Below are 15,586 nucleotides of genomic sequence, written 5' to 3'. Positions count from 1 at the left end.
CGCAGCGATTTGACTTATTAAGGAAAGTATTGTGTCTACTCCCCGAACCACGTCTGCAAACCATGCCACTGATCCTACGACCGAACAATGGCGGCAAGGGGAGTTGGTAGAAATTGAAATTCATGACCTAACCGATGGTGGGGAAGGTGTGGGTCGCTTTAGTGAGCGAGTGGTATTTGTGCCCGATACCGTTCCTGGCGATCGCGTCTCGGTTCGCTTGGTGCAAGTGAAGCCGCAATATGCTCAAGGCAAGTTGATGCAGATCATCGAAGCATCGCCCAACCGCATTCGGCCTCGTTGCATTGTGGCGGATAAATGTGGCGGTTGCCAATGGCAGCATATTGACTATGCCTATCAGCTCAAAGCCAAACGCAACCAAGTGATTCAAGCCTTAGAAAGGATTGGTGGGTTTAGTGAGCCACCCGTGGAGCCAATTTTAGGCGCGGAAGCAGATTTGGCTTACCGCAACAAAGCGACGTATCCTTTGGGGCGATCGCAGGCAGGGCAAGTCCAGGCAGGCTACTACCAAAAAGGCAGTCATCATCTGGTTAATCTAAATCAGTGCCCGATTCAAGATGCTCGTTTGAATCCTTTACTAGCCGAAGTTAAGCAAGATATTTATGATCGCGGTTGGGGCATTTATGACGAAAAGCAGCACCGAGGCAAGGTTCGCCACTTAGGACTGCGGATTGGTCGCCGCACTGGGGAAATTTCACTAATTTTGGTGGCAAAAGATGCCAACTTATCTGGTTTAGAGGATCAAGCGCAGGAGTGGTTGAATCGCTACCCTGACTTAGTTGGTGTCTCCCTCAATATCAACCCACAGAAAACCAACGCAATTTTTGGGGATGAAACTCGCTGCATTGTGGGCCAGTCTTACTTGAATGAAAAGTTTGGGGGTTTGCAGTTTCAAATTCATGCCACGACTTTCTTTCAGGTCTATACCGAGCAAGCAGAAGCGCTGTTACGAAAAGTGATTAGCCAATTAGATTTGCAAGGCCATGAAACTTTGATCGATGCCTATTGCGGGGTGGGAACATTCACGTTACCCCTGGCAAAACGGGTGAAGCAGGCGATCGGTCTAGAACTGCAACCGGAAGCGATCGCGCAAGCCCAACTGAATGCAGAACTGAATGGCATCACAAATGTGGCGTTTCAAGCGGGTCCAGTAGAACAGGTGTTACGCACGCTGTCTGTGCAACCGGATGTGGTACTGCTCGATCCGCCTCGTAAAGGCTGCGATCGCGCGGTGTTAGAGACGTTGCTGCAAATCCAGCCCCAGCGGATTGTGTATGTGAGCTGCAAACCTGCCACGCAAGCCCGTGACCTCAAGATCCTCTGTCAGGAAGGCAAATATCGCTTAGTGAAAGCTCAACCCGCCGATTTCTTCCCGCAAACGGCTCATGTAGAATGTGCAGCATTTCTAGAACGTCAATCTTGATGTCTATCGATGCAGATCCGAGTTGAAACTCCCGCAGATTATCCGGCGATCGCAGACCTCTTACTTGCAGCGTTTGAGCAGGGAGAGGAAGCCCGTCTAGTAGAAAAGATTCGATTATCCGATCGCTATATCCCTGAACTGGCTTTAGTGGCAGAAAAAGAGGGAGTAGTCGTCGGACATATCCTTTTTAGCTACATCGACTTGGTAGGTGCGGAAACACTGCCTGTTTTAGGTTTAGCTCCTTTAGCGGTACATCCACAATATCAACGCCAGGGAATTGGCAGTGCTTTAGTTCAGGCAGGAATGGCGAAAGCGGAGGAGCGAGGAGAGGCGATCGCGATCGTTCTAGGACATCCTCCGTTCTATAGCCGCTTTGGCTTTGAGCCATCTGTAGCCTATGGAATTGAATCTCCTTTTCCAGTTCCGGCGGAGTTCTATATGGTGACATTCCTGCAACCCGAACGACAGGGATACGCAGGCAAAGTAATTTATCCCTCTGCGTTTGCAGGCTTATAGACTCACGGCGCTAGATACACATGACCGTAAATCTTAACGACCAAAGCTTCCTTCTGCATCTGTCCTAAAGTTTTTTCCAATTTGGGGAACTGTTTATCCTTCAGACCAAAGGCGTATTTATCTGGATAGAAAAAAGTAACTCATATGACAGACGTGGCTAAAAAAATCAAACTGTAACGTAGTTGACAGTTGCGTGCTTCAACACCAAAACGCTACAAGTAGAGTTCAGCTCCTAAGCTTGACCCTACAGGCAGTGTTTTGCTCAGTTGACTGCGTAAACTTCTAGTTTAGGCAAAAAACCTCAGGAGGTTCCATATGCAGAACAAACAAGTACGATTGGCTTCTATGCTGAGTGCTGGCATCCTCATGCTAGGCGTTCCCGCAGTTACTCTCATGCAAGAGCCCGCAAGCGCTCAGCTAGCTGGACAAGCAACTGTCGGCAATCTCATTGCTGCCCTGAATAACATTGCAGTTCAAATTACCAATTTGGAAGCTTTGAACGGCCTAACCGTTCAAGACGTACGGGTTGTGAATGTTGAAGATGTGCTTAACGATAATAACGTTCAAGCATTCAATAATGCGTTGAATCGCAATGAAGTAGAGATTTTGACTCTGCAGAACACGCTAAACAACAACGAAATTATCAAGAACGTACTGAACAATAACAACGTCGAAATCGGGCAAGTTGTAGCGGTTGATGTCCTCAGCGGTGGTGATGTCATCCTCTTCTACCAATAACAGAAAAAGATTAGAAGACTAAAAGTCTCATGAAGCGATCGCACATAAATAACCTAGGTTAATCACTTGAACCCCCTTCTAGCTGGCCACTAGAGGGGGTTCGAGTTTTTGGGCTTGTATGAGTCTTGTTGCAAAAGTTGCCGATCGCCTCAATTACGGCTTACCATGCGTTACGCCACCTCTTGTTGCCTGTTTGCGATGAAGTTTAGTCAAATTATTCAACCCCTCAGTGCTGTTGCGACTGGTAATAGCTTGACCAGCAACCCTACCTGCGACCCAGAGCTGCAAGGCGTTGCGGCAGTAGAGGAAGCGGTGGCTGGTCAGCTCAGTTACATTGAGGGCGACAAGTTTGCGGCTGAAGTAGGTAAAACAGCGGCGAGTGCTTTGATTTTGCCTCCCAACGAGACTTTGCAAGCGCAGGCGACCGAGCGTGGCATTGCTTGGATTGCCACATCCCAACCGCGATTGGTGTTTGCTCAAGCGATCACCTTGTTCTACCAACCCTTTCGCCCTACTTCCGAAATTCACTCTACAGCAGTGATTCATCCAACGGCACAGGTGGGACAGAACGCATACATCGGGCCGCATGTGGTGGTTCAGGCAAACGCAAAGATTGGGGATGATGTGTGCATTCATCCGAATGTGGTGGTTTATCCAGAGGTGCAGATTGGCGATCGCACCACACTCCATGCCAACTGTGTGATTCATGAGCGCACCCAGATTGGTGATGATTGTGTAATTCACTCTGGCGCGGCGATCGGCTCAGAAGGATTCGGTTTTGTGCCGACGAAAGAAGGTTGGTACAAGATGGAGCAGTCGGGTTACACAGTGCTAGAGGATGGCGTGGAGGTAGGTTGCAACTCCACAATTGACCGTCCTGCTGTTGGAGAAACCCGAATTGGTCGCAATACCAAGCTCGATAATATGGTGCATATCGCTCACGGTTGTAACGTGGGAGAAGCGTGCGCGATGGCAGCTCAGGTGGGGATGGCAGGCGGAGTCAAGATTGGCAATCGTGTCATCTTGGCGGGCCAAGTGGGAGTTGCTAACCAATCTACGGTGGGAGATGGGGCGATCGCGACGGCGCAATCTGGCATTCATGGGGATGTGGAGCCAGGGGCGATCGTGTCGGGCAGTCCAGCCGTAGACAACAAAATCTATTTGAAAGCTTCAGCGATCTACAAGCGGTTGCCAGAGATGTATCAAGCTTTCAGGCAACTGCAACGACGCTTGGGCAAGACAGAGTAAGGATTACGGCCCTTCAGTTAAAACGGGAGGTGCGATCGGCAGTTGTACCGTAAAACTGACCTGGTTTTCCTGACTCGTGGCTTGGATGGTGCCGCTTAAATGCTCTACTAGTTTTTTCACGAGAGCTAGTCCTAAGCCTGTGCCACCGTGCTTCCAAGGGTCATGGTTGGGGATGCGGTAGAACTTATCAAAGACATGCTCCAATTCTACGGCGGCAATTCCCACGCCAGAGTTTTGCACACTGAGCAAAAAGAATTCCGAGTTGGCCTGAGCTGTCACTGCGATCGCCGCTTGCCGAGGCGTGTACTTACAGGCATTGCTGAGCAGCTCAGTGAGGATGCGCTCCAAAATGTCGAGATCGGTGTGCAAAGTTGGCAATTCCGCAGGCAACTGCACTTGCAATTGTTGTTCTTGCTGGCGCGCCTGCTCTAAAAATGGCTCGACTACGCTGGGAATCCAACAATGCGGGTTAATGGCAGTGAAGAGGAGTGGTTCGGTTTCGGCATCTAAGCGAGTTAAGTCGAGCAGATCGTTGATCAGTTTAATTTCGCGATCGCATTCGTCATTGAGAACTTGAAAGTATCGTGAGGTGCGATCGGACGGATCAGAAACGAGTTTCCCTGCCTTGACCCAACTCATTTCTAGCATCTGAGTTGCCATTTTGATGCTGGACATTGGAGTCCGCAATTCATGAGAAACGGTGCTGAGAAAATCATCTTTGAGCCGATTCAATTTCTCTAGCTCGGCAACTTGCGCTTGAGCCGCTTGATACAGCCGCGCTTGGCGAATCGCGATCGCACATTGATTAGCAACCTGCTGCACCAAGCGAATTTCCAGCTCATTAAACGTATCCGTGTTGGGGCGAAAGAGCCAGAGATCTCCCAGTACTCCTTGGTCATCAACGATGGGGCAAGCCAGAATCATTGAGGAATTTTGGATCGATCGAATGAGCACGCCATCGCAGATACAAAATTGCAGATGCTGGCCTTGCAAAAGCCGCTGGTAAATGTCTGGTCTAGCGGTCATCTCTATAGTTTGACCAACGGCTGACAAGCTATCACTATATTCATGAGTAATCGTAGAAGTCGTGTGGGCAGCATTGTAGATTCCAGTATCACAACAACGCACCTCTAGACCCAAAGCCAATTCCTGTACTGCGGTGGTGAGGATGTGGTCTTCGTCTAGGCTGTCGCGCACCTTATCGGTAATTCGCTTCAACCGCGCTTCAAAGTTGAGGGCTTGGGCAAGCTGAGCGGTCCGTTCCTGGACTTGATCTTCCAATACAGCATTCAACTGCTGCACCTGCTGAAACAGTTCTGATTGTTGAATGGCGATCGCGACTTGGGCTGCCAACTGTTGCAGCAAATCGATTTCGTGGGCTTGCCAATCACGGGAGGTGCGGCACTGATGCACCATGAGCAATCCCCAGAGCTTTTGCCCTTGCAGAATTGGGACTGCTAGACCCGCCTGCACTTGGTAGCGCTGCAAAAACCGCATCATGCCCGGCGAAAACTCTGCCTGTTGCACATCTACGAAGACAGAAACCAATCCTTGTTGATACTGATCGAGATAGTGTTTCAACCAGGCTTGGCGCATGGTAGTGCGTAGTAGCGAAGGCCACTCTCGGTTTACAGATTCAGCTACAAATCGCCCTTGACTGCTACCATCCAAACGGTAGATGGTGACGCGATCGCTCTCTAAGCAGTGACGAATATTTTCAACCGTGGTGCTGAGGATGGTATCGAGATGCAAAGATTGGCGAATTTGCTGGGTAACGCTCGCAATTAACCGCTCTCTCTGGCTTTGCTGTCGCAGTAGCTCTTCTGTCTGTTGCCGCTCAAGGATGTCTAGCTTGAGCTGAGCTTCACTCTCTCTGAGGGCAGCTTCAACTCCTCGGCGTTCTGTAATATCTCGCAGCACTACTTGAGTTGCAGGTTCACCTTGGTAGGTCAGTGGAATAGCCGTGACCTCAGCATCCACTACTGTGCCATCCAAGCGGCAAAGTTTTTGCTCCATTAGGGGCGCAGGAATCTCACTTTGCTGGAGCTGCTGCATCCGAGCTCGAACTAAAGCTTGGTAGTCGGGATGGACACGCTGTAATACAAAAGTGCCGATTAAATCTTCAGCGCAGGTGCCGCCATAGAACTGGACAGCGGCTGGATTAAGAAACACAAATTTGCCACCACGCTGAATAAAAATAGCGTCAGGACAAAGCTCTACCAGTTGGCGATACCGTTCTTCGCTTTCTCGTAAAGCTGTTTCTATATGAGTGCGATCGCCGTCCGGTTGAGCTTGTTTTGTCCCAGCGATCGCTTGCAGGTCCACTTGGTCTCTAGAATCGTTTCTACAGCAATGGATGTAGCAACAGCAACTCTGATTTAGCGGCTGATTGGGGCCTTGCATACAAATCCTGCTGGGTCGTAATGGCTATCTTTTAGGATGCCCCAGCAGAATGAGGATAACTGAGTATGTTTAAATAGATTTAGTAAAATTTTTGACTCAGTACGGGTTTAAAAAGAGCAAGGCGATCGCTAAGGAACTTGCACAGGAGCCGATTCCAGCTTGGCGCTTAACTTGATGCCAAACTCTGCTTCGAAGGCACCCTTCTTGTAGTCCACGCTCCATAATTCCAAAGCACAGTCATCGGTTGGTTGCGTCGGTTGGAGCCAGAGATACAATTCTTTCGCCTCGGCTCGATACTCACAGCGAATCTGTTGCACTGCACCGATTTGACGGCGATCGAGGGCGACCGCTAGGCGCAATAGAGGACTCAATTGTTCTACCACCCGTCGATGTTTTTTGCTGGTGAGATTGCGATAGGTTTCGTGTTTCTTTTTCGGCGTGTTTTTGCGATGGTAGCGAGCTAAGTTCGCGATCGTTTCAACTTCGATTTCGGTATAGCCGAGTAAATCGCCGTTGCGGATTAAGTAGTAGGAGTGCTTATGGTGGGAGGCATGGTTCACGTGGTGGCCGCAGTTGTGCAACATGGCCGCAGCCCACAGCAATTCTTTTTCTTCCTCACCCCACAAATGCAACCAGCCTTGAGTTTGGTCAAATAAGCTGGTGGCAAAGGCCGCAATGCGTTGGCTATAGTCCAGATTTACCTGGTACTTGCGCGCTACCCGCTTCACACTCCGCTGCCGTACCGAACTTTGGTAGCGCAACCGATCTTCGATCAGTCCGTGGGTCAGCATCCAATCGACGACCACGCCTTCGCGCAAAGCCCGCTCGCAGATAGTGAAAGCATCAATTTCCAAGAAAGCCATTGTTTCTTGCAAAATCAAGGCTCCAGCCAGAATAATTTCAGCCCGACGCTCAGACATTCCCGGTAGTGTCAGCCGTTCTGCAAAGCTGAGCCGCCGCAACCGCGCTACAATTTCTCGCAGATCAGCAAGCGAGACTTGATACCCGTTTAAGGGATCGGGAATGATGCCGAGCTTTTCACGAGCATGGAGCATCGCTACCGTCTCGGCAGTGCCAGAGGTGCCAACTAAACGCGGCACTTCGCCAGGCTTAAGGTGAGCGCGTAGCTCCTCAACCGGACGCTCGATCATGCCGCGAATGTAGGCTTGCAGATATTGAAACTCAGCATTGCTAATTGGGTCAGTGCTGACATATTCGGCAGTGAGGCGAACGGCTCCAATTTTGGTGCTGCTGAGTGTGCGCGGCTCATGGCCATCGCCCAAAATTAGCTCGGTAGAGCCGCCACCAATGTCAATAATCACGTGGGGTTTATTATCAAACTCCATCCCCGACAGCACGCCTAAGTAGATGCGTCGAGCTTCTTCCTGCCCCGAAACTAAGTTGACGATGATGCCAACTTCCGCTTCCACTTGCTTAACAAAGTCTTTGCCGTTGGGCGCTTCTCGTACCGCACTGGTGGCCACGGCAATAATCTGTTCGGCATTGAGCGAAGTGGCAATATCTTTACACCGCTTCAACGCTGCGATCGCCCGTCCCATTGCCGCAGGGGTTAAGTCTCCCGTTTCAGGGTCGCGATCGCCCAGCCGAGCCGTGTCTTTTTCGCGAGCCATGATGCTAAAGGCGGGCAAGGTGGGCTGAACCCGGACCACGACCATGTGAATAGAATTAGTGCCAATATCGATGGCCGCAAGAATGCGGTCTTGCTCAGCCGAAATGGGAACGCTCACCGGACTGCCTCTGCCTTTTGCGCTGAATCTGCGATCGCCCTGATCTTATCGCGGCACGTTGCCCTCTGATGTTTTTCCTTGGTTTAAGAGTTGAAGTAGGCGATTGCGGCAGTTTTTCGCTAATAAAAGCGAATTGCTGCACCTAGAACAGCGATATTCTAAAAGATTAGGAATTGTAACAAGTTTTACCCCTCAACCCATGCTGACCCAGCCTGAGCAACGACCTGAACCCACCTGGCTAACTGTGATTCGGCTTTTGCGGTGGGATAAACCAGAAGGACGCTTGATCCTCATGCTTCCGGCGTTGTGGGCGGTGTTTCTGGCGGCACGGGGTACACCCCCACTTCTCCTAGTCGGCGTGATCATCTTAGGCAGTTTGGCGACCAGTGCAGCTGGCTGTGTGGTGAATGACCTCTGGGACCGCAATATTGACCCCAAAGTGCAGCGCACCCGCAACCGTCCCCTAGCTTCCCGTGCCCTCTCCGTTAAAACGGGATTCGTGGTGCTACTGGTTTCCTTGCTTTGTGCCTGGGGCTTAGCCCTGTACCTCAACCCTTTGAGTTTTTGGCTCTGCGTTGCAGCCGTTCCAGTCATCCTGTTATATCCCTCGGCCAAGCGGGTGTTCCCGGTCCCCCAACTGGTTCTCTCGATCGCCTGGGGTTTTGCGGTGCTGATTAGCTGGAGCGCCGTCACAGGACGCTTGGAATTTCCTGCGTGGTTGCTGTGGGGAGCGACAGTCCTATGGACGCTAGGATTTGACACCGTTTACGCCATGCCCGATCGCGAAGACGATCGTCGCATTGGAGTCAACTCCAGTGCCTTATTTTTTGGCCCCAGAACTGCCTCAGCGATTGGTTTGTTCTACATTGGCACAGCGCTATTGCTGGCTTGGCTGGGCCTAGAAATGCAACTGCACTTCAGCTTTTGGCCTACCTGGGCGATCGCTGTTGCAGGTTGGACTTGGCAATCTATCCGCCTCCGCCAAAACCACCTCCCCCCAATCGCCTACGGCCAAATGTTCCGCCAAAACGTCTGGTTAGGCTTTATCTTGCTCGCAGGAATGGTCACAGGTGCTATTTTTTAGCCCCGTCTGGTAGAGCTTGAATTTAGCTGATGTGAGATGAGGGGAGGCGATCGCTTGCCCTCTTTTTATTTGGGGCGCTGGTTGCAATAGTGGCAGAGTTTACATGACAGATGTTCCTCAGCAGTAGTTAGATTTTTTACTTGTTCAAGCCTAGTAATTATCTACTAATTAAATACTGCTTAGTCAGTGTAAACACGAGTCTACTGGGACCAAAAGTGATGTTTCACACAAATCACAGAGATTCCTCCGAGCAGAAAAAGTAGCTTTTGTCAGTGATTTCACAGCCGTTTTACTGGAACTTTAATAAAATTGAAAGTATTGTAAATTACTTTACTTCAGTATTTTCTACGTGGTATCTTGCAGAAACTGTAAAAACTGGAAGCTTACGTAAGTAATCAGTTTGTTGCTTCTGTTTTTCGAGTTCCCTATTGTGATTAGATTTGACAGCCAAGCTGAAGGGGCGATCGCATTGGTTTGTGGCTAGAGATGGCGATCGCTTCTCATCTACTTCTATTCTTCGACAGTTTATGTTTTGCATAAAACTGCCTATTTCACCATGAGAGAAATATGAGAGCGATCTCGTTCGGTTTTGGCTAGAGATTCTTCTAGTAAGAGAAGTTCATACAGCGATCGCTACCCGCGTTAAGAGGGCTTTAAAAATGGGCGATCCCTAGCTAGGGCTTTGGTGTTTTCAATTTTTCGGCAACATTGTTGTCCAATTTCTGCTGTTTTCTATTTGCTTTATAGGGGTTAAGCCATGTCTACCAATAATGAATTTCAAGCGATCGATGGTGCTTTGGTTGATGGGATTACTACAGATTTTTCTTGGGAAGCCCTCGTTAACAGTTCTGAAAACTATTCGGTGATTACAGCTCAGATGGCTGAGGTTATCAAGCAATCTGTACAACAGTTCGCTAGCGATCCAGAGTTTGACTATAAAATGGCGTTGACTTTTGGCGAAGGCAATGAATACAGCAGTTTAAAGAATGCATGGCAGGCTGGTGAATTTGACGCATTCCCTCAAATTGAAATTCGTACAGGTGCAGAACTACAGGGTGCGAATGCTGCTTATGCTGGCGCAACGAATACTATCTATTTTTCTCAGGATTTTCTAAATCAAAATGCCAATAATCCTCAAGCGATCGCTAGTGTCTTAATTGAGGAATTTGGACATTCAGTAGATTGGAAAGTGAATCCAATTGACACCTCTGGAGATGAAGGAGAATTATTTTCGTCAGTAGTGCGTTGCATTAACCTTGATGAGCATCAAACATGGCAGATAAAGCAGGAGAATGATTCCCTCGTTTTTAATTTAGGTAATAGTTTGGTTGTTGGCGAGAAGTCTGATGGAATCTATTCTTCTAGTAATCCTCTTACTCCCACTAAAATTACTAATCTTTTCGTATTCGGAGAGACTGATCCAACATCACCTGACTATAATCCACACATTAGAGATGGTAATAAGCCAGCCACAGTTACCTATGACATGACTGACTTTATGAGCAAAGGAGCTGGACGTTACGCTTATCCGTCACTTTTTGGTATTGTCGAAAGTTTTTTTGAAAGTAGATACATTGAGCCCAGAAAAGAAGGCTATAGTCTTCAAGACATAGAGAGTGAGTTTACTGATCTAGATAGTGTTAAAACTCAGATCACTATTTATCAATATGGAACGGATATTAATAGTAATGATTATGCTGAGCGCTCATATATTTTTGGTACTGGCAGATTTGTTCTTGACTTTACTAATGCCAAGTTTGTAGTATTTGACTCTGGAAATCCATTGGATGGATATAGTAAATCCAATAGACAGATTACAGGAATGGAGGTGAGGGCTGGAGATGATGATTTTGATTATGAAAGTGGGGGCGGTATACCATTTGTAGGTCCAGTCAATGCTGCATTAAAATCAATATTTGATCCTTACAATCTTAATAAAAAAGAGGTTCCAATTCAATTCAGAACAAGGCTGGGACAGACTTCCGCTCCTCGTGAAAAGGGAAAGTTTTATCCAGTCTATACTTATGAAGATTTTTTGGCTGATGAGAACAGGGAAGGTGATGTGAGTACTGACTGGTATGATCCTGATATATATATCGGTGGAGCAAAACTTTCAACTAAATTAAGTGATTTCGTCAACCAAACGAAAGATGTGTTTTTGTCCTATGAACGCAATGGCTTAAACGTAATTTATGGTACTAATGAAGGAGACAGCCTTGATAAGTCGAAATTCAATGTAAAGAAAGTAGATCCTAATATTACGATAAGTCGTGCAGATGGCTTTAGTTCCTCTCTTTTACTCAATAAATCTCTACCATCAGATGCTAGATATCTTATCGTTGGTGGCGGTGGGGACGATACTATAACAGGCTACTTATTTGATGACGAATTGCAAGGTGGAAGAGGACTAGATAAACTTTATGGAGGTGATGGTAACGATGCACTTAATGGGGGTTCAGAAAAAGATGATTTATATGGGCAGCGTGGCAGCGATCGTCTGTTTGGCGAAGGTGGGAATGATTATTTAGATGGTGGTACGGAAGATAACTCAGCAGACTTTTTGTACGGTGGCGATGGCAATGACACTTTAAGCGGCTGGGGAGGAAATGATGATCTCCGAGGTGAGGATGGTAGTGATGAAATTTGGGGTGGTAATGGAGAAGATTTAATTTATGGAGGGCGTGACACAGATCGTAGCGGGAATGATGTAGATCGCCTCTATGGACAAGCTGACAGCGATCGCCTCTATGGAGAAGACGGTAATGACTACCTAGATGGTGGCAACGAAGACAACGCAAAAGATACCCTTGATGGTGGCTCTGGCAATGATATTCTCCAGGGTTGGGGTGGGGATGATTACATTGATGGCAACACGGAAATTGACACAGTTCAATATACTGGCTCACCTAATGGCGTAGTCGTCAACATTGATGAATCCGTAGCATATTCGGATGGAAAGGGGCAAAGAAAACTTTCTTCTGTCGACTCAAAAAATCCAATTGGATATTATCTTGATTTATCCCCTTCCTTTTCTATTGATGCTGGACAAGCAAAGGACGGTTTTGGTGGTCTTGATACTCTAAGAAATATCGAGAATATTCTGGCCAGCCCAAATAATGATGTCCTTATTGGAAATTCTCTTGACAATAGGATAGAAGGGCTTGGGGGGGATGATTTTTTAATTGGAAATGCAGGTAACGATACGCTTGATGGCGGAGCAGGTATTAACACCGCTAGTTACCGTCTTGATCCTTCAGGTGCTTCAGTCAACCTATTAACAGGCCAAGCAATTGATGGCTGGGGAAGTCAAGACTCCCTCATTAACATATCTAACGTGGTTGGATCTGATTCAAGCGCAAGTGGGGACAAAATAATAGGCGACCATCAAAGCAATAAAGTTACTGGTGGTTTTGGGGATGAACAAATTGACGGACAAGGCGGAGATGATTGGTTATACGGAGAATTTGGCAACGATACTCTAATTGGGGGGCTTGGAGCTGATCGTATTTACGGCAATCAAGGAATTGATACTATTTGGGGCGATCAAAAGGGTGCTATCGATCAAGGAGGTAACGATTACATCCGAGGTGGAGATGGAGATGATGAGATTCATGCTGGTGGTGGTGATGATTTTGTGGCGGGTGATAGTGGATATGGAGACGACCGTATCTGGGGGGATGACGGCAATGACACTCTAGAAGGTGGAGCTGGCAATGACTATATTTCTGGAGGTAATGACAACGACACTATTCGTGGAGAGAGTGGTAACGACGTTATCTTCGGTGACTTAGGTAATGACCAGATTTCTGGTGGTGACAATAATGACACGATCTCCGGCGGTGATGATGACGACACCATTACAGGTGATGCAGGCGACGACTACATCGCAGGAGATTTAGGCAACGATCAAATTTCCGGCGGAGGTGACAACGACTTCATTGCAGGCAACGAAGGCAATGATGTCCTCAATGGCGATACTGGTGATGATCTGTTGATTGGAGGTATTGACAACGACACCCTCAATGGTGGGTTAGACCAAGACATCCTGCATGGCAACGAAGGGGATGACTTGCTCAATGGCAATGAAGGCCAAGATGCCCTCTTTGGAGAACAAGGTAATGATGTTCTCAACGGCGATGCTGGTGATGACTTCATTAGAGGGGAAAGTGGCAACGATCGCATCAATGGTGGCACAGGCGTAGACACTGTAGACTACAGCAACTCTCCCAACGGCGTAATTGCCAACATTGATGAGACCAGCAGCTACGGCAATCAACAGCAACCGGGAGTCTTCGACCTCGAAGCAACTTTTGAAATTGGATCTGGGGCAGCTAAAGATGGCTTTGGTAACAACGACAGCCTCAGCAACCTAGAGAACATTATTGGGTCTGACTACAACGATATTTTGATTGGTAACACCCTTGCTAACTACATTAAAGGTGGTACTGGAGACGACATCTTGGTTAGCACAGGCGGCAATGACCTTCTAGAAGGTAATGAAGGAATTGACACCGTTACCTATCGCCGCGATGCCAATGGTGTTTACGTCAGTCTAGAAAAGAGTGAGGCCAGTGACGGTTTTGGTGGGTACGACCGAGTTTATGAAGTTGAAAACGTAGTCGGTTCTGCCTTTAGTGATTCCATCTTTGGTGATAGCAAAGCCAATATCATCACGGCTGGGGCTGGTAACGACTATGTTGCCGCTAGAGACGGCGATGACAAGGTATATGGCGAAGCTGGCAACGATACCCTTTTTAGCGAAGGGGGCAATGATGAAGTCTATGCTGGCATTGGCAACGACTACGCCAATGGCGGAGACGGTAACGACCTGCTGCTAGGTGGCGAAGGCGACGACATTATGGAGGGAGGTTCTGGTAGCGATCGCCTAGAAGGTGGCGAAGGCAACGACCAACTCCAAGGCCAAGCCGGGAGTGATTACCTTGATGGTGGCTCTGGAAACGACCTGCTACTAGGTGGCGATGATAACGACGCTCTCTTAGGCCAAGCAGGCGATGACCAATTGGAGGGTGGCTCCGGAGATGACTACCTCGAAGGACACGACGGCAATGATTTGCTCTTGGGGCAAGACGGCAACGACACCTTAATTGGCGGGGCTGGTGACGACCACCTCCAAGGCGGCGATGGCAATGACTCTCTAGCAGGCGATGCTGGCAACGACATCTTAGGCGGTGGGTCTGGCGATGATGCTCTCACTGGAGGCGACGGAGACGATCTGCTTTACGGGGAAGCAGGAAGCGATCGCCTCGATGGTGGCAGTGGCAATGACCAACTCCATGCGGGTGATGGCAGCAATACTCTAATTGGCGGCGATGGCAACGACCTACTTACCGCTGGGGATGGTGACGACTGGATGGACGGCGGTAACGGCGATGATACCCTCTATGCCAACAACGGCAACAACACCCTCATCGGTGGGGCTGGAAACGATGCTATGTACGCTGGTTATGGCAATGACATCCTCATTGGTGGCGATGGTGACGATATTCTCTCCGCCAGTGAAGGCAATAACGAGCTATACGGTGGAGACGGTGACGATATTCTGATTGCTGGGGACGGCGACGACATCTTAGACGGTGGCGAAGGCAAAAACCAGATTTACGCCGGGGGCGGCAACAACACCATTTATGGTGGCTCTGGTGACGACACCCTCTACGGTGGCAATGGCAACGATACCCTTTATGGTCGCGCTGGTAATGACATCCTCTACGGCGGTGAAGGTAACAATAAGCTCTACGGCGGCGAAGGCGACGATGTCCTCTATGGCGGTGCTAGCAACGACATCTTAGACGGGGGTAACGGCAACAACATCCTCTACGCTGGGGAAGGCGCGAATGTCTTGATCACGGGTACAGGGAACGACCTCCTCTACACCGGAGCAGGCAATGACGCGATCACGGCTGGTGCTGGAGACGACGTGATCTACGCTGGAGAAGGAGCTAACACAATTTCTGCTGGAGCTGGCAACGACACTATCTACACGGGTGCAAGCAATGATTGGATTGATGCTGGAGTTGGCAACGACCTAGTTTATGCAGGCGAAGGTGACAATATTATCTTCGGAGGCTTGGGCAACGATACTTTATACAGCGGCAGTGGACGCGATCACTTTGTCCTCAACCTTGGTGCAGGCGTTGATACCATTATCAACTTTGGAGTCGGTCAAGACCTCTTGGCCTTATCCAACGGGATCACGTTTGATCAACTAGAAATTAGCCAGGGTACAGGCAACAACAACGAGTTCTTTACCTTAGTCAAAGATAAAAACAGTAATGAACTCTTAGCATCACTGAACTGGGTGCAAGCTAATACCATCACCAGCACTTCTTTCACGATTGTTTAATCGCTTGCCTTAGTAGACCTGCTTAATTCCTCAATTGAAGCTCAACC

Annotated in this window: 8 protein-coding genes; 6 read left to right on the top strand and 2 right to left on the bottom strand. The window is 48.6% G+C overall.

Annotation, left to right across the window (positions count from 1 at the left end; translation table 11 throughout):
* Positions 1 to 31: 31 nt before the first annotated feature.
* The 4 genes from rlmD (at position 32) to lpxD (ending at position 3,943) form a co-directional block, all read left to right on the top strand.
* Entirely contained in the window at positions 32 to 1,441 is a 1,410-nt protein-coding gene (rlmD, locus tag H6F90_RS18460) for a 23S rRNA (uracil(1939)-C(5))-methyltransferase RlmD (RefSeq protein WP_190553767.1), read from the top strand.
* Between the two features lie 9 nt (positions 1,442 to 1,450).
* A complete protein-coding gene (locus H6F90_RS18455) occupies positions 1,451 to 1,957 on the top strand; it encodes a GNAT family N-acetyltransferase (RefSeq protein WP_190553766.1) in 507 nt (168 codons plus the stop codon).
* Positions 1,958 to 2,272: 315 nt separating this feature from the next.
* Positions 2,273 to 2,695 carry a hypothetical protein gene (locus H6F90_RS18450; RefSeq protein ID WP_190553765.1) on the top strand — a complete coding sequence of 141 codons (423 nt, stop codon included), beginning with the start codon at positions 2,273 to 2,275 and terminating at the stop codon, positions 2,693 to 2,695.
* Between the two features lie 198 nt (positions 2,696 to 2,893).
* Complete coding sequence (lpxD, locus tag H6F90_RS18445; RefSeq protein WP_190553764.1) at positions 2,894 to 3,943, top strand: UDP-3-O-(3-hydroxymyristoyl)glucosamine N-acyltransferase; 1,050 nt, start codon at positions 2,894 to 2,896, stop codon at positions 3,941 to 3,943.
* 3 nt (positions 3,944 to 3,946) lie between these two features.
* Here the strand turns inward: lpxD and H6F90_RS18440 are convergent, their stop codons facing one another.
* Positions 3,947 to 6,346 (bottom strand): GAF domain-containing protein, encoded by a 2,400-nt coding sequence (locus H6F90_RS18440; RefSeq protein ID WP_190553763.1) that lies wholly within the window; start codon positions 6,344 to 6,346, stop codon positions 3,947 to 3,949.
* 128 nt (positions 6,347 to 6,474) lie between these two features.
* Positions 6,475 to 8,094 carry a Ppx/GppA phosphatase family protein gene (locus tag H6F90_RS18435; RefSeq protein WP_370588046.1) on the bottom strand — a complete coding sequence of 540 codons (1,620 nt, stop codon included), beginning with the start codon at positions 8,092 to 8,094 and terminating at the stop codon, positions 6,475 to 6,477.
* Positions 8,095 to 8,293: 199 nt separating this feature from the next.
* On the opposite strand from H6F90_RS18435, the gene H6F90_RS18430 reads away from it, so the two are divergent.
* Both H6F90_RS18430 and H6F90_RS18425 read left to right on the top strand, forming a co-directional pair.
* Positions 8,294 to 9,178: a 4-hydroxybenzoate solanesyltransferase gene (locus H6F90_RS18430; protein WP_190553762.1), complete on the top strand. Its 885-nt coding sequence runs from the start codon at positions 8,294 to 8,296 to the stop codon at positions 9,176 to 9,178.
* Between the two features lie 757 nt (positions 9,179 to 9,935).
* Entirely contained in the window at positions 9,936 to 15,539 is a 5,604-nt protein-coding gene (locus H6F90_RS18425) for a calcium-binding protein (RefSeq protein ID WP_190553761.1), read from the top strand.
* The last annotated feature ends 47 nt before the right edge of the window (positions 15,540 to 15,586 follow it).

Source organism: Trichocoleus sp. FACHB-591 (genome assembly GCF_014695845.1).
Classification (GTDB): domain Bacteria; phylum Cyanobacteriota; class Cyanobacteriia; order FACHB-46; family FACHB-46; genus Trichocoleus.
This window is presented reverse-complemented; position numbering and strand designations above follow the sequence as displayed.

Excerpts from the sequence above, each read along its gene's own strand:
- H6F90_RS18450 (WP_190553765.1), top strand. The coding sequence starts at position 2,273 with ATGCAGAACAAACAAGTACGATTGGCTTCTATGCTGAGTGCTGGCATC.
- H6F90_RS18430 (WP_190553762.1), top strand. The coding sequence starts at position 8,294 with ATGCTGACCCAGCCTGAGCAACGACCTGAACCCACCTGGCTAACTGTG.
- H6F90_RS18440 (WP_190553763.1), bottom strand. The coding sequence starts at position 6,346 with ATGCAAGGCCCCAATCAGCCGCTAAATCAGAGTTGCTGTTGCTACATC.
- lpxD (WP_190553764.1), top strand. The coding sequence starts at position 2,894 with ATGAAGTTTAGTCAAATTATTCAACCCCTCAGTGCTGTTGCGACTGGT.
- H6F90_RS18425 (WP_190553761.1), top strand. The coding sequence starts at position 9,936 with ATGTCTACCAATAATGAATTTCAAGCGATCGATGGTGCTTTGGTTGAT.
- H6F90_RS18455 (WP_190553766.1), top strand. The coding sequence starts at position 1,451 with ATGCAGATCCGAGTTGAAACTCCCGCAGATTATCCGGCGATCGCAGAC.